Source organism: Halomonas sp. HNIBRBA4712, from assembly GCF_043558675.1.
In the GTDB taxonomy this organism is placed as follows: Bacteria; Pseudomonadota; Gammaproteobacteria; order Pseudomonadales; family Halomonadaceae; genus Vreelandella.
In genome coordinates, this window is sequence record NZ_JBIFXR010000008.1 from 25,101 (window position 1) to 48,484 (window position 23,384).

The 23,384-nt window shown below is 64.9% G+C and carries 21 protein-coding genes; 2 read left to right on the forward strand and 19 right to left on the reverse strand.

Annotated elements, in window-relative coordinates; all coding sequences use genetic code 11:
* Positions 1-42: 42 nt before the first annotated feature.
* The 10 genes from fkpB to gloA form a co-directional block, all read right to left on the reverse strand.
* Positions 43-486 carry an FKBP-type peptidyl-prolyl cis-trans isomerase gene (fkpB, locus tag ACGK9R_RS14575; protein ID WP_394582512.1) on the reverse strand — a complete coding sequence of 148 codons (444 nt, stop codon included), beginning with the start codon at positions 484-486 and terminating at the stop codon, positions 43-45.
* Positions 487-496: 10 nt separating this feature from the next.
* Positions 497-1,042 carry a signal peptidase II gene (gene lspA, locus ACGK9R_RS14580; protein WP_394582514.1) on the reverse strand — a complete coding sequence of 182 codons (546 nt, stop codon included), beginning with the start codon at positions 1,040-1,042 and terminating at the stop codon, positions 497-499.
* A complete protein-coding gene (gene ileS / locus ACGK9R_RS14585; RefSeq protein ID WP_394582516.1) occupies positions 1,035-3,890 on the reverse strand; it encodes an isoleucine--tRNA ligase in 2,856 nt (951 codons plus the stop codon). The genes lspA and ileS overlap by 8 nt, the downstream gene beginning before the upstream one ends.
* Positions 3,874-4,974: a bifunctional riboflavin kinase/FAD synthetase gene (ribF, locus tag ACGK9R_RS14590; RefSeq protein ID WP_394582518.1), complete on the reverse strand. Its 1,101-nt coding sequence runs from the start codon at positions 4,972-4,974 to the stop codon at positions 3,874-3,876. The genes ileS and ribF overlap by 17 nt, the downstream gene beginning before the upstream one ends.
* A gap of 126 nt (positions 4,975-5,100) precedes the next feature.
* The gene (gene murJ, locus ACGK9R_RS14595) at positions 5,101-6,669 is read right to left on the reverse strand and encodes a murein biosynthesis integral membrane protein MurJ (protein ID WP_394582520.1); all 1,569 of its coding nucleotides are present in this window, start codon (positions 6,667-6,669) and stop codon (positions 5,101-5,103) included.
* Positions 6,670-6,754: 85 nt separating this feature from the next.
* Positions 6,755-7,021 (reverse strand): 30S ribosomal protein S20, encoded by a 267-nt coding sequence (gene rpsT, locus ACGK9R_RS14600; protein WP_394582522.1) that lies wholly within the window; start codon positions 7,019-7,021, stop codon positions 6,755-6,757.
* 252 nt (positions 7,022-7,273) lie between these two features.
* The gene (gene cysQ / locus ACGK9R_RS14605; protein ID WP_394582524.1) at positions 7,274-8,083 is read right to left on the reverse strand and encodes a 3'(2'),5'-bisphosphate nucleotidase CysQ; all 810 of its coding nucleotides are present in this window, start codon (positions 8,081-8,083) and stop codon (positions 7,274-7,276) included.
* Positions 8,084-8,806, reverse strand: a complete 723-nt coding sequence (locus ACGK9R_RS14610; RefSeq protein ID WP_394582526.1) for a mobilization protein — start codon at positions 8,804-8,806, stop codon at positions 8,084-8,086.
* A gap of 135 nt (positions 8,807-8,941) precedes the next feature.
* Positions 8,942-9,397: an META domain-containing protein gene (locus ACGK9R_RS14615; RefSeq protein ID WP_394582529.1), complete on the reverse strand. Its 456-nt coding sequence runs from the start codon at positions 9,395-9,397 to the stop codon at positions 8,942-8,944.
* Positions 9,398-9,412: 15 nt separating this feature from the next.
* Positions 9,413-9,853, reverse strand: a complete 441-nt coding sequence (gene gloA / locus ACGK9R_RS14620) for a lactoylglutathione lyase (RefSeq protein WP_394582531.1) — start codon at positions 9,851-9,853, stop codon at positions 9,413-9,415.
* Positions 9,854-10,081: 228 nt separating this feature from the next.
* On the opposite strand from gloA, the gene ACGK9R_RS14625 reads away from it, so the two are divergent.
* On the forward strand, positions 10,082-11,176 hold the full coding sequence (locus tag ACGK9R_RS14625) for a metal-dependent hydrolase (RefSeq protein WP_394582533.1): 1,095 nt from the start codon (positions 10,082-10,084) through the stop codon (positions 11,174-11,176).
* Here the strand turns inward: ACGK9R_RS14625 and ACGK9R_RS14630 are convergent.
* The 7 genes from ACGK9R_RS14630 to rho all read right to left on the reverse strand — a co-directional run bounded on the left by ACGK9R_RS14630 (position 11,173) and on the right by rho (position 19,104).
* The gene (locus ACGK9R_RS14630) at positions 11,173-11,913 is read right to left on the reverse strand and encodes an MliC family protein (protein ID WP_394582535.1); all 741 of its coding nucleotides are present in this window, start codon (positions 11,911-11,913) and stop codon (positions 11,173-11,175) included. The genes ACGK9R_RS14625 and ACGK9R_RS14630 overlap by 4 nt on opposite strands.
* 46 nt (positions 11,914-11,959) lie before the next feature.
* Entirely contained in the window at positions 11,960-12,469 is a 510-nt protein-coding gene (locus ACGK9R_RS14635; RefSeq protein WP_394582537.1) for a DUF3087 family protein, read from the reverse strand.
* Between the two features lie 72 nt (positions 12,470-12,541).
* On the reverse strand, positions 12,542-13,645 hold the full coding sequence (locus ACGK9R_RS14640; RefSeq protein ID WP_394582540.1) for a lactonase family protein: 1,104 nt from the start codon (positions 13,643-13,645) through the stop codon (positions 12,542-12,544).
* Positions 13,646-13,902: 257 nt separating this feature from the next.
* Entirely contained in the window at positions 13,903-14,961 is a 1,059-nt protein-coding gene (locus tag ACGK9R_RS14645; protein WP_394582542.1) for a 3-deoxy-7-phosphoheptulonate synthase, read from the reverse strand.
* 500 nt (positions 14,962-15,461) lie between these two features.
* Entirely contained in the window at positions 15,462-16,256 is a 795-nt protein-coding gene (locus ACGK9R_RS14650) for an FAD-binding oxidoreductase (RefSeq protein WP_394582544.1), read from the reverse strand.
* 63 nt (positions 16,257-16,319) lie between these two features.
* Entirely contained in the window at positions 16,320-17,816 is a 1,497-nt protein-coding gene (gene ubiD, locus ACGK9R_RS14655; RefSeq protein ID WP_394582546.1) for a 4-hydroxy-3-polyprenylbenzoate decarboxylase, read from the reverse strand.
* Positions 17,817-17,844: 28 nt separating this feature from the next.
* Positions 17,845-19,104 carry a transcription termination factor Rho gene (gene rho / locus ACGK9R_RS14660; protein ID WP_394582548.1) on the reverse strand — a complete coding sequence of 420 codons (1,260 nt, stop codon included), beginning with the start codon at positions 19,102-19,104 and terminating at the stop codon, positions 17,845-17,847.
* 434 nt (positions 19,105-19,538) lie between these two features.
* On the opposite strand from rho, the gene ppx reads away from it, so the two are divergent.
* Positions 19,539-21,074: an exopolyphosphatase gene (ppx, locus tag ACGK9R_RS14665; RefSeq protein WP_394582550.1), complete on the forward strand. Its 1,536-nt coding sequence runs from the start codon at positions 19,539-19,541 to the stop codon at positions 21,072-21,074.
* On the opposite strand, the gene tilS is transcribed toward ppx, so the two are convergent.
* Together tilS and ACGK9R_RS14675 are read right to left on the reverse strand one after the other, a co-directional pair.
* Entirely contained in the window at positions 21,060-22,346 is a 1,287-nt protein-coding gene (gene tilS / locus ACGK9R_RS14670; RefSeq protein ID WP_394582552.1) for a tRNA lysidine(34) synthetase TilS, read from the reverse strand. The two genes, ppx and tilS, sit on opposite strands and share 15 nt — an antisense overlap.
* On the reverse strand, positions 22,327-23,283 hold the full coding sequence (locus ACGK9R_RS14675; protein WP_394582554.1) for an acetyl-CoA carboxylase carboxyltransferase subunit alpha: 957 nt from the start codon (positions 23,281-23,283) through the stop codon (positions 22,327-22,329). The genes tilS and ACGK9R_RS14675 overlap by 20 nt, the downstream gene beginning before the upstream one ends.
* Between the last annotated feature and the right edge of the window lie 101 nt (positions 23,284-23,384).

Genomic DNA, 23,384 nt, shown 5'->3' on the forward strand with positions numbered 1-23,384 from the left:
GCCTTTCGACCGCCGTGCGTCTGTCGCGTTCGCCGCTCCGGCTCAGTGCGTGGTCGCAGGCGTTACGTCGAGCACCTCGACCTCGAAGGTCAGTGTACGCCCGGCCAGCGGATGATTGAAGTCCACCTCGACCCGGTCGCCGTCGATGGTCTTGACCACGCCGGGAAGCTCGGTGCCCGCCTTGTCGGCGAACGACATCACCATGCCGACTTCCGGCTCTTCGTCGCCGAAATCCGCCCGCTTGAGCGTCTGGATGTTCTGCGCGTTGTGCTGACCGAAAGCGTGCTCCGGGGTGATCTTGAAGGCGCCACTCTGGCCCGGTTTAAGCCCCTTGATCGGATGCTCGAAGCCCGGCGGCAGGTTGCCGTCGCCGAAGACGAAGGTGGCCGGGGTTTTCTCTCTGGTCGAGTCCACCACCGTGCCGTCTTCGAGCTTCAGGGTGAAATGCAGGGTAATTTCCATACCCTCGTCGATGACGTAATCCATGCGTTTCTCGCTAGTGGGTGGTTTCGTTGACCGCAGCCTTCTTGCGCCGTCGATCGCCCAGGACCGACTCCCAGATCAGCCCCGCGGCGCCGATCACGATGCCCATATCGGCCACGTTGAACGCCGGGTAGTACCAGCCGGCCACGTGAAAGGAGAGAAAATCCACCACGTAGCCGTGGATCAGCCGGTCGTACAGATTGCCCAGCGCCCCGCCGATGATCAAGGGCAGCGCCAGCGCCAGAATCCGCTCGTCGCGGCGAATGCGCGAAAGCCAGACCGTCAGGCCCACGCTTGCGCCCACGGCGATCACGGCGAAGAACCAGCGCTGCCAGCCCGGATGATTGGCCAGAAAGCTGAACGCTGCGCCGAAGTTGTGCATCAGGCGCAGGTCGAAAAACGGCAGCACCTGCACCGGCGCGTTGTAGTCGAGCGCGTGGCTGACCCAGTACTTGGTCGCCAGATCGAGCGCGATGACCGCTACGGCGATCCATAGAAAGCGCAGCGGTTTGGGCATCGGCGCCCCGCGCTGTGCCGGGGTTTGAGCCGCGTTAGGCATAGCGGCGAACCTCGCCCGGGCCGTCCGGCAGGTTCAGAATCGAGCGTTCGCAAAGCGTCGGGTGCTCCGGGTGGCTGCCCACGTCCGGGCGGCGCTCCCAGCTGCGCTCGCACTTTTCATAAGGACTCGGCGCCACCGCGACCTTGAGCCCTTCGAGCTCGCTATGGGCGCTCGCGTCGGCCTCACCGAGCGGCTTGAGCGTTGCGCTTGAGGTGATCAGCACGAAACGCAGCTCGTCTTCCAGCCGCGAAAGCAGCGCTTCGAGTTCGTTGCTGACGAAAAGCGTCACTTCGCTATCAAGCGACCCCTTGATAGCGCCCTCGTTACGCGCCTCTTCAAGCCGCTTGTTGACCGCCTGCTTGACCTCGAGCACCTGCTCCCAGAAGGCGCGGCCCATGTCGGCCTCTTCGGGAAGCGCCGCGAGGCCGTCGTAGTAGGTTTCGAGCAGCACGCTATCGCCGCGCTCCCCGGGGATGTGCTCGTAAATCTCCTCGGCGGTGAAGGAGAGAATCGGCGCGACCCAGCGCGAAAGCGCCTCGATCACGTGATAGAGCGCGCTCTGGCAGCTGCGCCTGGCGAGCGAGTCCGCTTGGGTGGTGTACTGGCGATCCTTGATGATATCCAGATAGAAGCCGCCCAGGTCGCGCGCGCAGAAATCGTGCACCTGCTGGTAGACGTCGCGGAAGCGGTACTCGTCATAAGCGGTCTGGATGCGCGCCTGGAGCTGGTCGGCGCGGTCGACGATCCAGCGATCCAGCGCGATCATGTCCTCGAACGCCACCATGTCGCGGCTCGGTTCGAAGCCGGTCAGGTTACCGAGCAGAAAGCGTGCGGTGTTGCGAATGCGCCGGTAGACGTCGGCGGTACGTTTGAGGATCTCGTCGGACACCGCCATTTCGCCGGAGTAGTCGGTGGACGCGGTCCACAGGCGCAGGATGTCGGCACCGAGCTTGTCCATCACCGTTTGCGGCGCGACCACGTTGCCGATCGACTTCGACATCTTGCGTCCCTGGGCGTCGACGGTGAAGCCGTGGGTCAGAAGCTCGCGGTACGGCGGGTGGCCGTCGATGGCGGAGCCGGTCAGAAGCGACGAGTGGAACCAGCCGCGGTGCTGATCCGAACCTTCCAGATACAGATCCGCCCGCGGGCCGGACTCGTGGCCGTGGGGGTGCGAGCCGCGGAGCACGTGGCGATGGGTGGTGCCGGAGTCGAACCACACATCGAGCGTGTCGGTGATCTTCTCGTAATCACTCGCCTCGGCACCGAGCAGATCAGAGGCGCCGAGATTGAACCAGGCGTCGATGCCGCCCTCTTCCACGCGCTTGGCCACCTCTTCCATCAGGCTAACCGTGTTGGGGTGAAGCTCGCCGGTCTGGCGATGAAGGAAGAACGGGATCGGCACGCCCCAGTTGCGCTGGCGCGAGATGCACCAGTCCGGGCGGTTGGCGATCATGCTGTGCAGCCGCGCCTGGCCCCAGCTCGGGGTAAAGTGGGTCGCCTTGATGCCCTTGAGCGCCTTCTGCCGCAGGGTCTTACCATCCTTACCCGCGATGTCCATGCCCACGAACCACTGTGCCGTGGCGCGGTAGATCACCGGCGTCTTGTGGCGCCAGCAGTGCATGTAGCTGTGGGTGATCACCTTGTGCGCCATCAGCGCGCCGGCCTCGTCGAGCGCTTCGACGATCTTCGGGTTGGCCTTCCAGATCATCTGGCCGCCGAACAGCGGCAGATCGTCGATGTAGACGCCGTTGCTCTGTACCGGGCCGAGCATGTCGTCGAAGCTCATGCCGTAGTCGCGGCAGGTGTTGAAGTCGTCCACGCCGTAGGACGGCGCCGAGTGAACGATGCCGGTGCTGCCGACCTCGCTTTCGACGTAGTCGGCCAGATAGACCGGCGAGCGGCGATCATAAAGCGGATGACAGAAATCGATCAGCTCCAGCGCTTGGCCCTTGGCGGTAGCGATGACGCTACCTTCGAGGCCAAAGCGCTCGAGGCAGCTCTCGACCAGCTCTTCGGCCAGCAGCAGCAGGCGCTCGCCGGTATCGACCAGCGCGTAGGTGAAGTCCGGATGAACGTTGAGCGCCTGGTTGGCGGGAATCGTCCAGGGCGTGGTGGTCCAGATCACCACGGCGGCGGGCTTTGAAAGCGCATCCAAACCGAAGGCCGACGCCAGCTTGTCGGCGTCTTCGACCGGGAAGGCGACGTCGATGGCGTCGGACTTCTTGTCCTGGTACTCCACCTCGGCCTCGGCCAGGGCCGAGCCGCAGTCAAAGCACCAGTTGACCGGCTTCAAGCCCTTGAACACGTAGCCCGCCTCGACCATGTCAGCCAGTGCGCGGATCTCGCCGGCTTCGTTGGCGTAGTCCATCGAACGGTAGGGATGGTTCCAGTCGCCGATCACGCCCAGGCGCACGAAGTCGGTGAGCTGGGTTTCGATCTGGGCACCGGCGTACTCGCGGCAGAGCTCGCGGGCCTTCGCCGGGGTCAGGTGCTTGCCGTGGGTAGTCTCCACCTTGTGCTCGATGGGAAGCCCGTGGCAGTCCCAGCCCGGCACGTAGGGCGCGTCGAACCCGGCCAGGTTCTTCGACTTGACGATGATGTCCTTGATGATCTTGTTGACGGCGTGACCGATATGGATGCTGCCGTTGGCGTAGGGAGGGCCATCGTGCAAAACGAACAGCGGAGCGCCGGCGCGCGCTTCACGCAGGCGCTGGTAGAGGTTCATGTCCTGCCATCTGGAAACCCGGCCCGGCTCCTGCCTGGGCAGCATGCCGCGCATGGGAAAGTCGGTATCGGGCAGGTTGAGCGTGTGCTTGTAGTCCATAGTCCGGTCAGCCGTCGTTAGCATCGGCGTTATCCGCCGAGGAGGAATCAGAAGAAGCGGTCTCGCGCCCAAGCGGCGCCGAAGCCAGCCAGGTCTCGAGGGCACCGCGCTTTAACGGCGCACTCGAGGCGTTGAAAATGGAACCCGTGGCGGCCGCGCTTTCCCCGGCCTTGAGGGCGAAGTAGCGCCGCGCGCGCGCCTGGTCGCGCTGAATCTGCGCCTTGAGCGCCTCGAAGTCGTCGAACCTGACCTCGCCTCGCAGCCGCGCGCAGGGGTAAACGGTCAGCCGCTTGCCGTACAGGTCGCCGTCGAAGTCGAACAGGTGCACCTCCAGGGTCGGGCGTTTGGCGCCAACGGTCGGGCGAAAGCCGACGTTGGCCACCCCCGGGTAGCAGGTGCCGTCGTCGAGCTCGGCCACCACCGCGAACACGCCGCGCAGCGTCAGCGGCTGCGACAATAGCGGCAGATTCGCCGTCGGAGCACCAATAGTGCGCCCGAGCTGCTGGTCGCGCACCACCCGCCCGGAGAGCGAATAGGCCCGGCCCAGAAGGCGCCGAGCGGCGGCGAAGTTGCCGCTGGCGAGCAGCGTGCGCACCCGCGAGCTCGACACCCGCTCGTCCTCGAGGGTGAAGGTGCGGGTGTGCTCGACGGCGAAGCCCTGCTCGTCGCCCACCGCTTTCAACAGCGCGAAGTCGCCGCGCCGGTCGCAGCCAAAGCGAAAGTCGTCGCCGACCACCAGGTGCTTCACGCCGAGCCCCTCGATCAGCACCTGATCGATGAATTCACGCCCGGTCAGGCTTCTAAGCGCCTCATTGAAGGCCAGGCACAGCACTCGCTCGGCGCCGTGTTCGCCGAGCAAGCGCACCTTCTCGCGCAGGCGCGTAAGCCTGGGCGGGGCCTGCTCGCCGGCGAAGTACTCCCGCGGCTGGGGCTCGAACACCACCACCGTCAGCGCCAGGTTCATGCGCGTGGCGTGCTCGCGGCACTGCTGCAAAATCGCCTGGTGGCCGCGGTGCACGCCGTCGAAGTTGCCGATGGTGGCAACGCAGCCGCGCGGGCTCTCGCCGCTTTCGGCGTTCAGATTGTGCAGACCTCGTATAACGTGCATGGCCCCTCGTTCGGTTGAAACCTGCCAGTCAACGCGTGAATAAAGGCTTACCCGGCGTGATAAAGCCCTTGATTATAACGAACGCGTGGTGAAGGTGCAGTCACGATTGCGCCCATGTCTTCTCACTCAGCTCGAAAGGCGGAAGTGGCGAAGCCGCAGCCCCCAGGCAGCGAGCCAGGCGAAATAGAGCCCGCCGCCGAGCGCAACGAGCCCCGCCACCCAGCCAACGCGGGTCCACAGGCCAAAATCGAGCCACGCCTGCCAGGGCGGCGTGAGAAAATAGAGCGCCGCGCCCATTAGCGCACTTCCGCCGCCAAGCTGTACCGCGTAGCGCCCCCAGCCGGGCTGGAACACCAGCACCTTCTGGCGTACCAGCAGATACCCCAGAAGCCCGGCATTCAGAAATGCCGACAGCGCCGTTGCCAGCGCCAGACCCGCGTGGGCCAGCGGCCAGATCAAAATCAGGTTGAAGACCATGTTCGCCACCATGGCGGCGATACCCACCTTCACCGGCGTTTTAGTGTCCTGACGGGCGAAGAAGCCCGGCGCCAGTACCTTGATCAGCATGAAAGCCACGAGCCCCACCGCGTAGGCGCGCAGACTCATGGCCGCCATTTGAATGTCGCTGTCGGTCATCGCGCCGTAGTGAAACAGCGTGATCAGAAACGGCTCGGCCAGCACCACCAGCGCAAGGGCCGCCGGCACGCCCAGAAGTAGCACCACGCGGATCGCCCAGTCGAGCATGGCGGCGAAGTGGTCGCTGGACTGCTCGGCGTGACGCTTTGACAGCGCCGGCAGGATCACCGTGCCGATCGCCACCCCGAACACGCCCAGCGGAAGCTCCACCAAACGATCCGAGTAGTAGAGCCAGGAGACGCTGCCTGCTGCCAGAAGCGATGCCAGCACGGTATCGAGCAGCAGGTTGATCTGCGACACCGAGACACCGAACAGCGCCGGCGCCATCAGCTTCAGAATGCGTTTGACGCCATCGTGGGCGAAGTTGGGCCAGGGCGTGGGCAGAAGCCCCAGCCGGTAGAGAAACGGCACCTGGAAAGCGAGCTGGGCCACGCCTGCGATCAGCACGCCCCAGGCCAGCGCCATCGCCGGCTCCTCCATCATTGGCATTAGAAAAAGCGCGGCCCCGATCAGCGAGAGATTCAGCAGCACCGGGGTAAACGCCGGCACCGCAAAGCGGTTCCAGGTGTTGAGTACCGACCCCGAAAACGCGGTCAGCGAAATCAACAAAAGGTACGGAAAGGTCAGGCGCAGCATGTCCGCGGTCAGCGCGAGCTTTTCCGGGTCGCGGCCGAAGCCCGGCGCGAACAGCCAGATGAGCCAGGGCGCGCAGAGCATGGCGAGCGCGGTGATCAGCGCCAAAAGCGCCGTGAGACTACCTGCCACGGCGTTCAAGAGCTCGCGGATCTCCTCGCGATTCTGGCGCGTCGAGTACTCCGAGAGCACCGGCACGAAGGCCTGGTTGAAGGCGCCTTCGGCGAACAGCCGGCGCAGGAAGTTGGGAATCTTGAAGGCGACGAAGAACGCATCTGCCCCGTTACCCGCACCGAGAAACGTCGCCACCACCACGTCGCGCACCAGCCCCATCACCCGAGAGAGCATGGTCATGGCGCTGACGACCAGCCCCGAGCGCATGAGCGTGCGGCGGGGGGCGGCTGGCTGGGAAGAGGAGTCCGTCATGGCGTTATCCGTAGGATCTGACTCTCAAGGTCTAATCAGGCACAAAAAAACCGGCCGTAGCCGGTTTTTTCAAGACGCTGCCGGCTTACGCTGCCAGCGCTTTAATTCGCTTGTTCAAGCGGCTTTTCAGGCGTGCGGCCTTTTTCTTGGACAGCACGTCCTTGTCGGCGATGCGGTCGACGACCGGCTGCATCACCTTGAACTCTTCCATCGCCTTGCCATGGTCGCCGGTGTGGATCGCCTTGATCACACGCTTGATGTAGGTGCGGACCATGCTGCGCTGGCTGGATTTCAGGACGCGACGTGACTCGGCCTGGCGGGCGCGCTTGCGAGCTTGCTTGCTGTTCGCCACTGGTATCTCCTTGGAGAATAAAGGTTGCCGCAACGGCAACGGATTAACTATGTGCTGTCGAGTGGCTTACCCGAACCCGACACTTCCTAAACAACCAATTGATTTGGCAATGCTTTATCGTCTGCCAACACGTGTCACGCGCGCCTTGCTACCGGCTCCGTTGACACGTTCTCTATCTGATCTGTCTGAGAGGATGGCGTAGCCTATCACAGCTGCCCCGGCCTTGCCAGCGCTTGTCAAGCGCAAAACGCGTCACGCGCAAAAGTGCTCGCGCGCGCGTTTGCTCCAGACGAAAAAGCTCGGATTCAAGCGTTCTGCCGGCGTGTGGTAGCCAAGCGCCGCGCCCGCCTGGTCGACGATCACACCGCCGGCCTCTTCCACCACCGCTTGCGCCGCGGCGGTGTCCCAAAGGCTGGTCGGCCCGAAGCGCGGGTAGACATCCGCCTGGCCCTCGGCGATCAGGCACGCCTTGAGCGAGCTTCCAAGGGGTGTGAGCCGATGCTTGCCGAGCGCGGCAAGCCAGCTCGTCAGCCGCGGGTCCTGGTGCGAGCGGCTGCCCAGCACCCGATAGCCTCGCGCCGGGTCGAACCCGCGACAGCGAATCGGCTGCCAGGCGCCGCCCTCGCCTTCGACCTTGAACGCGCCTAGCCCGCGCGCGGCCAGGTAACTCACCCCGAGCGCCGGCGCCACCACCACGCCGAGTACCGGCGCGCCCTGGTGAATCAGCGCAATGTTGACGGTGAACTCGTCGTTTCGCCTGATGAACTCGCGAGTGCCGTCGAGCGGGTCGACCAGCCAGTAGGTGCCCCCAGGCCCAACGCCATCGAAGCGCTCCACGCTCTCCTCGGAAAGCACCGGCGTCTGCGGCGTCAAGCGGGCAAGGCCCGCGAGGATCACCTCGTTGGCGCGAAGATCCGCCTCGGTCAGCGGCGTGCGATCCGTCTTGAGCGTAACCTCGATATCCCGGCGGTAAACCGAGAGGATCACCTGGCCGGCCTCATGGGCGAGCCGCTCGATCGCCTCGAGCAGGGTCCGGTCGGGGGTGGGCACGGCGCCTGACATCTAATCCTCCTCGCAGTGCGCCGCCGGCTCAGCGTCCATCGCCACGACGCCCTCGAGTTCGCGATAAGCCTGGCGTAGCCACACCTTCATGCGCTGACGCTCGGCGATGTTCATCAGGCGGCGGTCGTTGGCCACCGCCCAGAAGCTGCTATCGTTGAAGTCGATTTTTTGGGTCAGTTTGGCGTGAAGTTTCGGCAGCTCGATCAGTCTGGCCCCGGCCGCTTTCGCCTCACGGCAGGTGTCGCTTTGGCGAAAACGCTCGAAGCTCTCGCCGCGGCCCAGATTCTGTACCACCACGATGCTGACCGGCTCGCCGCGCAGGCGCTTGAGCAGCGTCTGCAAAAGCGTTACGGAATCGGCGCCGTCATCCATGACGTGCCACCACTGCACGCTCAAGCCCAGCTCGTCGAGCAGCGCGAACACATCGGTGTCGTCGAGCCAACGGTTCAGCGCTTGGGAGGACTGCGCTGCCAGGTCGATGATCAAATCGCGCTCGGGATGCGCTTCCACTGCCATCAGCACGCCGTCCAGGCTCTCGTCGTCGCCGATCACTACCGGCGAGGCGTAATCCGCGTAGAAACGCGAGAACGTGCCGTGGGAGGCATCGCCGTCGAAGCCGATGAACGTCCGATCATGGTCGATGTAGTACTGCGCGAGCACCCGCGCGGTCATCGATTTTCCCACCCCACCCTTTTCACCACCGATAAAATGTACGCAGGCCATCGTTACTCGTCTCTTGTGAAAACCGAACCCGTGGGATGAACACCGAACCCCGTAGCGAATTTAGCAAAAAAAACGCGCCGCGCCTTCACACGTTGGCACGACGCGGTTTTTAAAACGCCAAACGCGCTTCGCGGGCTAGTTGGCCTTGCGCCAGCCGCCGAGCACGCGGCTGTCCGGGCCGAAGAAGACGACCCGGTCGTGGTCGATCAGGTAGCGGTAGGCGGTTTCGAGCATGCCGGTGACGCGCAGTGCATCCTCGCCCTTGGCGCAGGCCATGCGCGTGGTCGAAAGCTCGCCCACCTCGATACGCTGGCTGTCGCCGAGGCTCACGCTACCCTGGAAATTGTTGCAGCCGTCGCTACCGGTGATGCGCCCATCGCGGGCGATCTGGAAATACGCGGTTTGCGGCATCGACAGCCGCTCGTCGGTACCGATCAGCAACAGATTCCAGCGCGGGCCGACGATCGCCCCGGAGAGCGTTTCACCGCTCTGCCCCACGGGCGAGCTGCCGGGCTGGGTAGGGGCGCTGCTGCACGCGCCGAGCAAAACCGAGGCGCTGACCGCCAGCGCGCTGAGTAGATGTTTTTTCACCTGGTGCTCTCCGCGTTACCAGCTGCCGCTATTGTCCATGGACGCCCAGGGCTCCTGGGGCTCGAAGGCGTCGCCCTTTTGCAAAAGCTCGATGGAGATGCCGTCCGGGGATTTGACGAACGCCATGTGGCCATCGCGCGGCGGGCGGTTGATGGTCACGCCGGCGTTTTGCAGCCGTTCGCAGGTGGCGTAGATATCGTCGACGCGGTAGGCCAGATGGCCGAAGTTGCGCCCGCCGTCATACTCTTCCGGGTCCCAGTTGTAGGTCAGTTCGAGCTCCGGGGCGGTGAGCCGCTCGCTGCGCTCGACATCGTTCGGGGCGGCGAGAAAAATCAGCGTGAAGCGGCCCTTCTCGCTCTCCTTGCGACGCACTTCCTCGAGCCCCAGCAAATCACAGTAGAAGTGAAGCGAAGCGTCGATGTCGCGAATACGTACCATGGTGTGTAGAAACTGCATAAAACTCCCTCTTCAAGCGGTCGGTTCACGAAACGTCAATGGGAACAGATTAGCCTCGTTTGGGCAATTGTCGAACCTGTGCAACGCCGGAACGCCGGGCCGCCGGGCCGCCGGGCCGCCGGAACTGTACAAAACCCGCGGGCTCTACTAAACACCCTGTTTCACCGCGCCTTTCATGCTCAGGCTTGAAGGCACGACAGGGACGTCAACTCTCGACAAGGAAACGCCGTGGATTCGATTACCCAAGCGGCTCTGGGCGCCGCCGTGGGCGGTGCCGTCATGGGCCGCCGTTTGGGCCGCAAGGCCGTTTTAATAGGGGCCCTTCTGGGCACGCTGCCGGATCTGGACGTCGCGCTGGATTACGGCGACGCCATCGCCAACGTCACCGAGCACCGGGGGTTTAGCCATTCGCTGTTCGTACTGACCGGCCTGGGCACGCTGCTGGCGCTGTTGAGCCGCTACCTGTGGCCCGGTCGGGCTTCGCTTGGCCGCTGGTGGTGCTTTTTCACCCTGGCGCTCACGACCCACCCGCTGCTCGACTCACTCACCACCTACGGCACCCAGCTCCTGTGGCCGCTGGACGCCCCGCCCGCCGCCTGGCCGATCATTTTCATCATCGACCCGCTCTATACCCTGGCGCTGTTGGGCGGACTCGTCGCCGCCTGCGTGTCGCGCCGGGTGGTGCACTACTGCGCCATGGGCCTGGCGCTTTCCTGCGCCTATCTGCTGATGGCGGCGGGCATGAAGTGGTCCATCGAGATGCGACTGGCGCCGGCGCTCGAGGCGCGCGGGCTCGAAGATGCGCCGCTGCTCGTTCAGCCCACGCCGTTCAACATTCTGCTGTGGCGCGCCACGGCGGTGGGCGAGGATCGCTATTACGAGGGGCTGGTCAGCGTGTTCGACGACGACCGTGCGCCCATTCTGGAGCCGTTTGCCCGCGAGCAGGCGCCGCTCGAAGAGGCGGCGCTCGGCGGAGCGCTTGGCCAGCGCCTCGCCTGGTTCAGCGGCCCGTTTTTGCGCTACGAGGTCGAGCCCATCGACGGCGTCGAGACGCTGATCGCCACCGACCTGCGCCTGGGCTTTCCCGGCTTCCATCCGTTCAACTTCACCCTGGCCACCCTTGAGCAGGGCGAGTGGCGGCCGGTCGCCGAAAGCGAGCAGCGCCCCACCGAGCGGGGGTTGAGCGGGCGCACGCTGTCGCGGCTGGTGGCGCGGGCGATGGGCGACGAAGACGCGCTGTGCGCCAGCGACTTCATCGCCCCCGAGTGGCGGCTCGAGGGCGAAACCTACGCCTGCCGTGCGGGTACAAGTGCCGCCGACTAGTCCGGCGCGATGCCCTGCCCGCAGCCGCTGTACTGCTCGCCCTGGTAGGTGAGCGTGACCCGGGCGGGGTACGGCGCCTCGCTTCCCCTGGCAAAGCAGGCACCGGCGTCGATGCGCAGCCGGAAAAAGGGCTCGACGTCGCCGCTTTCGAGCACCACCCGCCCGGCCTGGTTGTCCAGCACGCTGATCATGTACGGAAAGCGCGCCGGTGGCTGCGAGCCGATATCCAGCGTCAGCGTCGGCGTATCGTGGGCGAGCGTGACCTGCCAGCGGGGCGCATCGCCCTCACCCTTGAACATCACGCCGGGGTTTTCGGTGCGGGTCATCGCGGGCCGCGTGCCGGCAGCCTGGCAGGCGAGCTGGCCGCGCGGCGTTTCCACCCGCGCGGTCTCGCCGCGCTCCCAGAAGCTGATCTCGCCATCCTGGTAGCGCGCGCCGCTGGCCACCACCGCTTGCGGCAGCCGCCAGGCACCGTGCAACGACCAGAGCCGCAGCGCCTGGCCGTTGTCCGCGCTGATCAGGTGCTGGTTGGCGGGCTGGCAGTGCCAGGCCCGAAACGCGTTGGCGCTACCCGGAAACAGCGCCGAGGGCAGCAGCGGCGCGACGTTGTCGGCGGGCGTTTGTGGTGAAAGGCCCGGCGGCGACTCGCCATTCGCTCCTTGAGAGGCGGCGCAGCCGGCGAGCAAGACGCTCAACGCGGCGCCGGACAGCGCCGCGAGCGGGGTCTTGTGGATCATGCGGTGTTCCCTATCGTGTTTTTTTCAAGTGGCGACCGGGCGCGCGCTAGTCGCGCGTGAAGGCGTCCAGGTCGTGGGGGTCGAAGGTGGCGACACGCTCGGTCAGCCCGAGCGCCTGGCGGCGTTCGACAATACGCGCCTGCTGAGCCTGGCGGGCCGGGTCCGGCGCCTGACGGGCGTTGAGCGAGCTCATCTGATCGAGCCCCTGGTGGTAGAAGCTCAGGATATCGAGCGCTGAGCGGTTGTCTTGCCCGGCGGCGTTGTCCAGGGTTTCACGGTAGCCTGCGATACGCGAAAGGTGACTCTTGAGCTCCCAGACATAGCCCACCTCGCTCATCCAGGGGCGCTCCTTGATGCCAGCAAAGAGCGCGCTGGTGGCCAATAGCCCGAGCACCACGCCGAGGGCGAGACTCCAGAAGCTCGGCCCCAGCGCCGAGGCCAAAAGCAGCGAAAACAGCATCCCGAAGATCAGAAGCTGCCCCACCATCACGACGCTGATCATGCGCGCCTTGCGCCGATAGCGCGCGGGGTCCTGCTCCTTCAGGGTAAAGGCCATGGCGTGTCTCCGTTGAAATAGCCACCATCATAAGAGAGTGGCCGCGGCATACAAGTCATGGCGCGCTCTTATTCAAGGCGTATCGAACGAGACGATCTCGACCCAGTTGGCGTCCCTGCCGGTGGGCGCGTCGTCGATCCGGGTAAACTCGCCGCTTTCCGGGTCGATACGGTAAAGACCGACGCGATCGTCGAGCTGCCCAGCGACGACCATGTAGCGCCCCGAGTCATCGATCTGAAATCCGCGGGGCTGCTTCTCTACCGTTTGGTGATGCCGGTAAGTGAGCTCGCCGGTCTCGGGGTCGGCCTCGAACGTCGTGATGACGCTGCTGGTACGCTCGGAGGCGTAAACGTAGCGCCCGTCCGGGGTGATATGAAGATCCGCGGCCCAGATGCGCGGCGTTTTATCACTCTCGTCGATCGTTTCCCGCGCCGCACCCCGGGCGAGATTCAGCGACGCCGGAATACCCTGCTCGGTGGCGATGTGAGTCAGCGTGCCGGTGTCGGCGTTGTAAGCGTAGGTGGTGACGGCCCCGGAAAATTCGCCGAGCAGGTAAACGAAGCGGCCATTGGGTGAAAAGACGAAGTGACGCGGGCCGGTCGCGTTCTGGGTCTTCAAGACGCCGGGGTCGTTCGACGAAAGCTCTCCGCTATCGGCATCGAAGCGCAGCTGCGAGAGCCGGTCATCCCCCAGACTGGTGGCAAAGGCGTAGCGATTGTCCGGCGAGGCGTGTATCGCGTGCGCATTGCGGCCGGTTTCGAGCGTCTGCTGCGCGTTTTGAACGACGCCGTATTCATCGATGGGGCTGACGCTGACCAGGTTGTCGGAGTAGGAGGCGCCAAACAGATAGGCGCCGCTCTGATCCGTTGCGATATGGGGCATGCTGGCGGGCAGCGCCCCACTACCCTGCTGGGTCAGCTTTCCCGTTTCCCTGTCGATGCGGTAACTCAGGATGCGATACGGCGCGCTGCGCAGGGACGCGTAGAGGTGCTGCTTATCGGGACTGATCGCCAGGGGCATGACGTTGTCGCCGGCGGCGGTCGTCTTCAGCGGCTCCAGAGTACCCGCAGTGCGGTCCAGGGCGTAGCTTGTAATCGCGCCGTCAGCGGCGTTGGAGACATAAACGTAGGTCTGCGCCTGAGCCGCCTGGCCTGCCCCGAAGAGTGTCGCGCTCATCAGTAAAATCCCTGCCATTCTAGTGGTTGTGTGCATGATGCTTTCAATCCCGCCTGCCTTGAACATCAGGTAATACATCGTACATCCTGCACACTGTAATGCGTTTTCAGGGCTGGTTCACCAGGGCTCACCCTTAACCAGACCAATGGCGTAGTGTCGATTTCGCGGGTTTGAAAGGTTTTTTCATCGCGCGGGGCCCGCTTCGCCAAAGCGCTACGGGCCCTGCGCGTAGGTGCGTCAAGGCGTTAGCGGGAGTATCACGCCAGCCGCTCGGCGGCGGTTTTCAGCAGGTGTTCGGTGGTGTCCCAGCCCACGCAGGCATCGGTCACCGAGACGCCGTAGCGAAGCGCGCCGGGGGTAAGCGCCTGCTTGCCTTCGAACAGGTGGCTTTCGAGCATCAGCGCGACCAGGTTCGCCTCGCCTTCCAGACGCTGGTCGAGCACATCGAGCATGACCTCGCTCTGGCGGCGGTGATCCTTGCGCGCGTTGGCGTGGCTGCAGTCGACCATCAGCCGCGGGTTCTGCCCTGCCGCCTGAAGACGGCCAACCGCGTCGCGCACGTGGCGCGCCTGGTAGTTGGGCTCACCATGGCCGCCGCGCAGCACGACGTGGGTGTGGGCGTTACCGGCGCTCTGACGCATGATCGGGCGGCCCTGGTCGTCCTGGGCAAAGCGCTGGTGGGGGTGGGCGGCGGCCTGCATGGCGTCGATCGCGACCTGCAGGTCGCCGCTGGTGGCGTTCTTGAAGCCCACCGCGGCGCGCAGGTCGCTGGCAAGCTCCCGGTGCAGCTGGCACTCGGTGGTGCGCGCGCCGATCGCCACCCAACTTAGAAGATCCTCGAGATACGGCGCGAGCATCGGCTGTAGAAGTTCGGTGGCCACCGGCAAACCGCGCGCGGCAACCGCGTGCATCAGTTCCCGGGAGCGGGTCACCCCTTTAGCCATGTCGCCTTCGCCGTTCAAATCCGGATCGTAGGCGAGCCCCTTCCAACCCACAGTGGTGCGCGGCTTTTCGACGTAGACGCGCATCACCGGCAGCACGTGATCGCGGACTTCTTCGCTCAGCGCGGCCAGGCGGTCGGCGTACTCGAGGGCGGCGTCCGGGTCGTGGATCGAGCAGGGGCCGACCACGACCAGCAGGCGCTTGTCCTCGCCTTCGAGGATGCGTTGGACCGCCTGGCGCTGATCGTCGAGGCGGGCGGCCAGATCGGCGTCGACGTGGATACGCTTCAACAGCTCGCCAGGGAGCGGCAAGGGCGTGGCGCCGTCGTGGGTTGCATGTTCGGCGCGGCGGGCGGTGGTCATCGGGGCATTCATGGCGTTAACTCTCATGGATCAAGGGACATCGACTCGGTAGGGTGCCACCCAGGTTGGCCCGGTCGGAGGTGGCTGCCTGCACCGACCGCGCGACGCTAAATCGCCAGGCGCTCCGATACCGTGGATAGAAACCGGTAAAGGTAGCGTTGAGTGCGGTCATGGTGAGTCTCCCTGATCAATGTGACGATGAATGATGACGCCTATGATCGCCTGAAACGCAAAAGCCCCGGCGGGTACTCCCGCCGGGGCTTTTGGTGTCGGCAGGCTACCCGGTTGGTATGCCTGCGGGGCCTGGCTAGGCGCCAGCCCGCGACATACCGGATATAAACCAATAGAAGCCGTAACCGAACGCGCACGCAGCAACGCCCAACGCGCGGGGCGTCGAAAGCGTTGTCAGCGAGCGAGTCGAAAGCGTCATGGTGATATCCGGCCTTTTGCGGTGTCAGGTTCGATAAACGTTCGGGTTCAATCCTGCCTGCATTCGCGGCAAATGACAACCGTCACGACGCAGGCCGACGCGGCGCGTAAGCGAACACGTCGGAATAGAGCCGCTCCGGGTCGGCCCCGTGAGCCTCGAGCACGTCGACACAGGCGTAGACCATGCCCGGCGAGCCGGAGAGGTAGATATCGCACTCGTTGGCCGCGACCGGCTCGCCTTCAATGGAAAGGCTCGGCAGCGCCCGTTCCAGCACGTCGTCGATACGCCCCTGATAGTGGGCAATACGCGGCCCTTTCAGAAGCGGCTGGTCGAGTTCGAGCTCGGTGACCGCATGAAAATGCACGTTATCGAAGCGCGCCGCCCAGTCGCTGGCAAGCTGCTCGGCGTACAGGTCGCGATGCTCGCGCGCCGCCCACCAGATGAACACCCGGCGCGAGGGCTGCTCGGCGAGCACTGCCTCGACGATGGCCTTCATTTGGGCAAAACCGGTACCGGCGGCAATCAGCAGCAGCGGCCGGTCGCTTTGCGAGTCGAGCACACTTTCGCCGCCGGGCAGGCGCACGGTCAACTCGCCAGAGAGCGTTAGAAGCTCGCGCAGCCGGGCCGAATTCTGCCGCTCCGGGCGGTGTTGAATATGCAGCTCGATCACGCCGTCGCCGCGCGAGTGGCTAGCGATGGAAAACGGCACCCAGGTGCGGTCGTCGAGCGCAAGTTCCAGATACTGGCCCGGCAGATGATTGATGGCCGCCGGGTCGCCTTCGAGCGTCACCCCGAGCACATCACGACTCAGTTCCCGAACGTCGGTAATGCGGCAGGTGATCGTCTCCCCGTGGGGAGTCAGCGTGCTCGTGCTCATTGATGCCTCTTTTTAAAAAACGCGACTACATGAAATCTCAGAATGGATCTTGAACATCCGGCGCTAGCCGCCGTGGCGCGGGGCGGGAAGCTCGATACCGATACCCAGCGACTCCCAGCGCTCGTCGACCCGCGCCTTGACCGCCTCATCCATGACAATCGGCGTGCCCCACTCGCGATCGGTTTCACCGGGCCACTTGTTGGTGGCGTCGAGCCCCATCTTCGAGCCAAGCCCGGAGACCGGCGAGGCGAAGTCGAGATAGTCGATCGGCGTGTTTTCGACCATCACGGTATCGCGGGCCGGATCCATGCGCGTGGTGATCGCCCACATCACGTCTTCCCAGTTGCGCGCGTCGACATCGTCGTCGAGCACGATCACGAACTTGGTGTACATGAACTGGCGCAGGAAACTCCAGACCCCCATCATCACGCGCTTGGCGTGGCCGGGGTACTGCTTTTTCATGGTCACCACCGCCATGCGGTAGGAGCACCCTTCCGGCGGCAGGTAGAAGTCGACGATTTCCGGGAACTGCTTGTTGAGGATCGGCACGAACACTTCGTTGAGCGCCACGCCTAAAATCGCCGGCTCGTCCGGCGGGCGCCCGGTGTAGGTCGAGTGGTAGATGGCGTCACGCCGGCGGGTCATCCGCGTGACGGTGAACACCGGGAAGGTGTCGACCTCGTTGTAGTAACCGGTGTGATCGCCATAGGGGCCTTCCGGCGCCGTGTCGTCCGGGTAGATGAAGCCTTCGAGGATGATCTCGGCGGAGGCCGGCACTTCGAGATCCGCGTGGTGACAGGCGACCAGCTCGGTTCGCGAGCCGCGCAAAAGCCCGGCAAAGGCGTACTCGGAGAGCGAGTCCGGCACCGGCGTCACCGCGCCCAGAATCGTCGCCGGGTCGGCACCGAGCGCCACCGCCACGGGATAGGGCTCGCCGGGATGGGCCTTCTGGAACTCCTGAAAGTCCAGCGCCCCGCCGCGGTGGGAAAGCCAGCGCATGATCAGGCGGTTCTTGCCGATCTTCTGCTGGCGGTAGATGCCGAGATTCTGGCGCTTCTTGTTCGGGCCACGGGTAATCACCAGCGGCCAGGTGACCAGGGGCGCGGCGTCGCCGGGCCAGCAGTGCTGGATCGGAAGCTGGTCGAGATCGACCTCGTCGCCTTCGAACACCACCTCCTGCACCGGGGCCTTGCGCACCACCCTGGGCCCCATGCTCAGCACCTGCTTGAAGATCGGCAGCTTCTCCCAAGCGTCCTTCAAGCCCTTGGGCGGGTCCGGCTCCTTGAGAAAAGCCAGCAGCTTTCCGACCTCGCGCAGCGCCTCGACGGAGTCCTGGCCCATGCCCATCGCCACCCGCTGTGGGGTGCCGAACAGGTTGCCCAGCAGCGGCATGTCGTGGCCCTTGACGTTCTCGAACAAAAGCGCCGGGCCGCCGGCGCGCAGAGTGCGATCGCAGATCTCGGTGATCTCGAGATAGGGATCCACCTCTGCCTTGACCCGTTTGAGCTCGCCGCGCGCCTCCAACGCCTCGATGAAATCGCGCAAATCCTTGTATTTCAAAACCGTCCCCTGTGACTTCCAGCCGGATCTAGCGCCGCTTCATCGCCTCGAAGAACTCGATGTTGGTCTTGGTATCCTTAAGGCGATCGATCAGAAACTCCGTTGCGGCGGTGTCTTCCATCGGATTCAGCAGCTTGCGCAGAATCCACATGCGCTGCATTTCGTCTTCCGAGGCCAGCAGGTCCTCGCGACGGGTGCCGCTTCGGCGGATGTTGATCGCCGGGAAGACGCGCTTCTCGGCCAGCTTGCGGTCCAGGTGCGCCTCCATGTTGCCGGTACCCTTGAACTCCTCGAAGATCACCTCATCCATCTTGGAGCCGGTGTCGACCAGGGCCGTGGCGATGATGGTGAGGCTGCCGCCCTCTTCGATGTTACGCGCCGCACCAAAGAAGCGCTTGGGCTTCTCCAGCGCGTGGGCGTCGACACCGCCGGTGAGTACCTTGCCGGAGCTCGGCACCACGGTGTTGTAAGCGCGCGCCAGCCGCGTAATGGAATCGAGCAGAATGACCACGTCCTTCTTGTGCTCGACCAGCCGTTTGGCTTTCTCGATCACCATCTCGGCGACCTGAACGTGACGGGCCGGCGGCTCATCGAAGGTGGAGGCGACCACCTCGCCGCGCACGGTGCGCGACATTTCGGTCACTTCCTCCGGGCGCTCGTCGATCAGCAGTACGATCAGATGGCACTCGGGGCTGTTGCGCGTGATCGACGTGGCGATGTTCTGCAGCATCAGCGTCTTACCGGCTTTCGGCGGCGACACCAGAAGGCCCCGCTGGCCCTTGCCGATCGGCGAGGTCAGATCGAGAATCCGCGCGGTCAAGTCTTCGGTGGAGCCGTTGCCGATCTCCATGCGCAGCCGGTCGTCGGGAAACAGCGGCGTCAGGTTCTCGAAGAGAATCTTGTGCTTGGCGTTTTCCGGGCGGTCGAAGTTGATCTGGCTGACTTTCAGCAGCGCAAAGTAGCGCTCGCCCTCTTTCGGCGGGCGAATCTTGCCGGAGATCGAGTCGCCCTTGCGCAGGTTGAAGCGACGAATCTGCGACGGCGAGACGTAGATATCGTCCGGGCCGGCCAGATAGGAGCTGTCGGCGCTGCGCAGAAAGCCAAAGCCGTCCTGAAGAATTTCCAGCACACCGTCGCCGTAGATATCCTCACCGCTCTTGGCGTGCTTTTTGAGGATAGCGAAGATGATGTCCTGCTTGCGCGAGCGAGCCAGGTTGTCGATTCCCATTTCGCGGGCGATATCGAGCAGCTCGGGAACGGATTTTTGCTTGAGTTCGGTGAGATTCATCGGTGTGTAAGAACGTTGCTCATGAAAGCCAGGCGCCAGGCGCCGGGAATAAGACAGGAGGCGTGATAGTTCGCCCAGTGGTGCGTTCAGGCCCCGTGGAACAAATCGAACGGCATTCACCCGGGCAAAAAAAGCGCAGGCGCGGTTCGACTCGAAGGTGCTTGGAAGCTGCTTGGTCTCGACCCGCTCGAGGAGTGAGCGCGGTCAACGGGTTCTGACGACTTGGAATTCAGGCCAGTTGGAAGTATCCGGGCGGGCGTTGATGAGACGGCATTGGTGCCGAATCATCGCTTGCTGGAAATGGCCAACAAGCCAGCCGGGAGCAGGCCAGTCACTCGATGGTAGTCAAGCGCTGCGCTAAACGCAAGCCCCTCGCAATTGACAACGGCCAACCGGCACCGCAACCTTGGCGTAGCCCACTGGAAGGAACGATCATGTTGAAGGATATATCGCTCGCTGAGCCCGACACCAGCGCTTCTCTGGAGAATCCGGCGCCCACGCGGCTGGCCGCCATCGACCTGGGCTCGAACAGCTTCCATCTGCTGGTCGCCAACTACGTCAACGAGCGCCTCCAGGTGGTCGCGCGGCTGGGGGAAAAGGTCCAGCTCGCCGCCGGGCTCGACGACAGCGGCCATTTGAGCGAAGAGGCGATGCAGCGCGCGCTCGAGTGTCTGGCGCGCTTTGCCCCGTTTCTCAGCGATATCGCACCCCAACACCTTCGCATCGTAGGCACCAACGCGCTGCGCGACGCCGCCAACAGTCAGGACTTCATCGACCAGGCCGAAGCGCAGCTCGGTCACACCATCGAGATCATCGCCGGGCGCGAAGAAGCGCGGCTGATCTACCTGGGCGCGGCCCACGCGCTGGCCGAAACCGGCCGGCGGCTGATCGTCGACATCGGCGGCGGCTCCACCGAGTTCATCATCGGTGAAGCCTTCGAACCCCGCGCGCTCGAGAGTCTGCGCATGGGCTGCGTCACCTATACCAGCCGCTACTTTCCCGACGGCGAGCTTTCGGAAAAACGCATGCGCCGCGCCGAACTCGCGGCGCTTTCCGAGCTGGCCCACATTCAGCGGCCCTACCTGAAGCTTGGCTGGGAGGATCCGGTCGGCTCGAGCGGCACCATCAAGGCCGCGGCCAGCGTGATCCACGCCTACGGCGACACGCCCCAGGAAGGCGTGATCACCAGAAGCGGGCTCAGGAAGATGCGCGAGCGGCTGATCAAGTGCAAGAGCCTCGATAAAGTAGCGCTGGATGGCCTCAAGGCGGATCGCGCCCGGGTGTTTCCCGCGGGTGTGGCGATTCTCGGCGCGATCTTCGAGGCTTTCGATTTGAAAGAGATGCGCTTTGCCGACGGCGCGCTGCGCGAAGGGGTGCTGTTCGACATGGCCGGGCGCAACACCGCCGAGGACACCCGGGCAAAGACGCTGACCAATCTGCAGCGTATCTACGATGTCGACACCCGCCAGGCCGACAACGTCGCGCTGACCGCCAAGCGGCTGTTCGACCAGGTCCGTCGCGCCTGGAAGCTCACCGCAGAGCAAGGCCACTTTCTGAACTGGGCGTGTCTGGTGCACGAAATTGGCCTTGCGATTTCGCACAGCCAGTTTCACCGCCACGGCGCCTACCTGCTCGAGCACTCGGATCTGGCGGGTTTTTCGCGCCCGGAGCAGCAGCTACTGGCGCACCTGGTGCGCGCCCACCGGCGCAAGTTCCCGATCAAGGAGCTTTCGAGCCTGCCCCCGGCCCAGCGCGACGGCGCGATTCGCCTCGCGCGCCTGCTGCGCCTGGCAGTGCTGCTCAACCACTCGCGCCCGGAAGAGCCGCCCGCCGTACCCACGCTCAACGCAAGCGAGCACACCCTTACCCTGACGCTGCCGGCAAGCGACGAGCCGACCCTGCTGAGCACCGACCTCGAGCAGGAGCAGGCGGCGATGCAGGCCGCCGGGCTTGCACTAACCCTGGTCTGACGCCGCCGTAAGCGTGACCCCGCGCGCCTGACACAGCACCCGCCCGGGGTATTCGAGCGCCCCCAGGCAGCGCTCGCCCGCCATCACCACGATCACCCGTTCACGCCGCCAGGGCGGCACCCCCGCCTCCTGCAAAAGGCGCTTGAGATCGCGCCGCCCGCGCCCGGCCACGTCGATCACCTCACCGCCCTGGCGAAAGCGCAGCGTGACGCGCGCCGCCGGGGCGAGTCGAACCGCAAGCGCCCCCCAGGGCGTGGCAACGTCGGTGTCGCCGCGCCAGCTCGCCTGCCAATCCGGTAGCGGCAAAAGCGGTGCCATCAGGTAAAGCCCGCCGCGCCAACGCCGCGCCTCGGCGCCGGGCCAACTCACGCGCACCTGCGCATCCTGGGAGGCGCCGAGCTGGTCAATCACCGCTTCAAGGCGCGCCGCCGGCGGCGTGGGAAGCGAAAGCGCCTGACACAGCGCACGGATCAGAAGCCGCTGGCGGGCGCGGGAGTAGCGGCAAAGCCCCTTCACCTCGAGACAGCCGGAACCACGCGCCAGCGCCTCGAGATCCTCGGCGGCGTACTCACCCAGAAGCGCATCGGCATCGCCGGCAAGCGCGGCGCTTCGTGAAAGCGAAGCCGCCGCTCCGACGCCGAGCACGGGCATCACCGCGTGGCGCAGCCGGTTGCGTTCAAGCGTCTGGTCGTCGTTGGTCGGGTCAATGCACCAGGTGAGCGAAAGCGAATGCGCGACGCGCTCCAGCGCCTCGCGGGGAACATCCAACCAGGGCCGCACCAGCGCACGTCCGCGCCATACGCGCTTTACCGGCATGCCCGCCAGGCCCCGCACGCCGCTGCCTCTGAGCGCGCCGAGCAGAAAGGTTTCGGCCTGATCGTTCTGGTGCTGGGCGAGCCAGAGGGTGTCGCCCGGGGGCACGTGTTCGGCGAACGCCTGGTAGCGGGCGACGCGGGCGGCGCCCTCGACCCCGCGGCCGTCGAGTACGACCTCGACGTAGGCCACCTCGAGCGCCACGCCGAGCGCGTTACACAGCGCCCGGCAGTGCGCCTCGAAGTCAGCAGCAGAGGCCTGCAGGCCGTGATTGACGTGAAGCGCTTTCAGGGGCCGCCCGGCGCGCCGACAAACGCCGGCGGCCAGGGTGAATAGAAGCGAGGAGTCGAGCCCGCCGGAGAGCGCCACCCAAAGAGTACGCCCCGGCGCGCTCAGCGCCAGGGCGTCGGTCAAGTAGCGCTCGAGGCTCGCCCGGGACTCAGGCGGTGGGGGCGCCATAGCTCATCAGCCGCTCATAGCGGCGCTCGAGCAGCGTCTCGGTATCCATATCCTTGAGCCGGTCGAGGCTTTCGGTGAGCGCCTGCTTGACGCGCTCGGCGGTGGTAATCGGGTGGCGGTGGGCGCCGCCCAGCGGCTCCTTGATAAGCTCGTCGACGAAGCCGAGCTCTTTCAGGCGCTCGGCGGTGATGCCCATGGCCTGGGCGGCGTCCGAGGCTTTCTCGGCGCTCTTCCACAGAATCGAGGCGCAGCCTTCCGGCGAGATCACCGAGTAGGTGGCGTACTGGAGCATGTGAAGCTCGTCGCAAACGCCGATCGCCAGCGCACCGCCGGAGCCGCCCTCGCCCACCACGGTGGAGATGATCGGCGTCTTGAGCCGGGACATCACCGCCAGGTTATAGGCGATCGCCTCGGATTGGCCGCGCTCCTCGGCGTCGATGCCCGGGTAGGCGCCAGGGGTGTCGATGAAGGTGAGCACCGGCATCTTGAAGCGCTCGGCCATTTCCATCAGGCGGCACGCCTTGCGATAGCCCTCCGGGCGCGGCATGCCGAAGTTGCGGCGCACCTTCTCCTTCACATCGCGCCCCTTCTGGTGGCCGATGACCATCACCGGCGCGTCGTCCAGGCGCGCCACGCCGCCCACCAGCGCGGCGTCGTCGGCGAAGTTGCGATCGCCGTGCAACTCGTCGAAATCGGTGAAGATGGAGGCAAAGTAATCAAGCGGATAGGGCCGCTGCGGGTGGCGCGAAATCTGCGACACCTGCCAGGGCGTCAGGTCCTTGAAGATCGACTCGGTCAGCTTGCGGCTCTTCTCTTCGAGCCTTGTGATCTCGTCGGAGAGGTTGACCTGGTTGTCGGAGCTTACCAAGCGCAGCTCCTCAATTTTCGCCTGAAGCTCTGCTATGGGCTGTTCGAAATCGAGATAGTTGGGATTCATCGGCTCTGCCTGTAAGCGTCCTGAAAAAAAGTCGTTGTGGACACGTGGTCGTGAACGCGTCGTCAAACGTGCATTATCGCACCCTAACCGGCGCGCGCAAG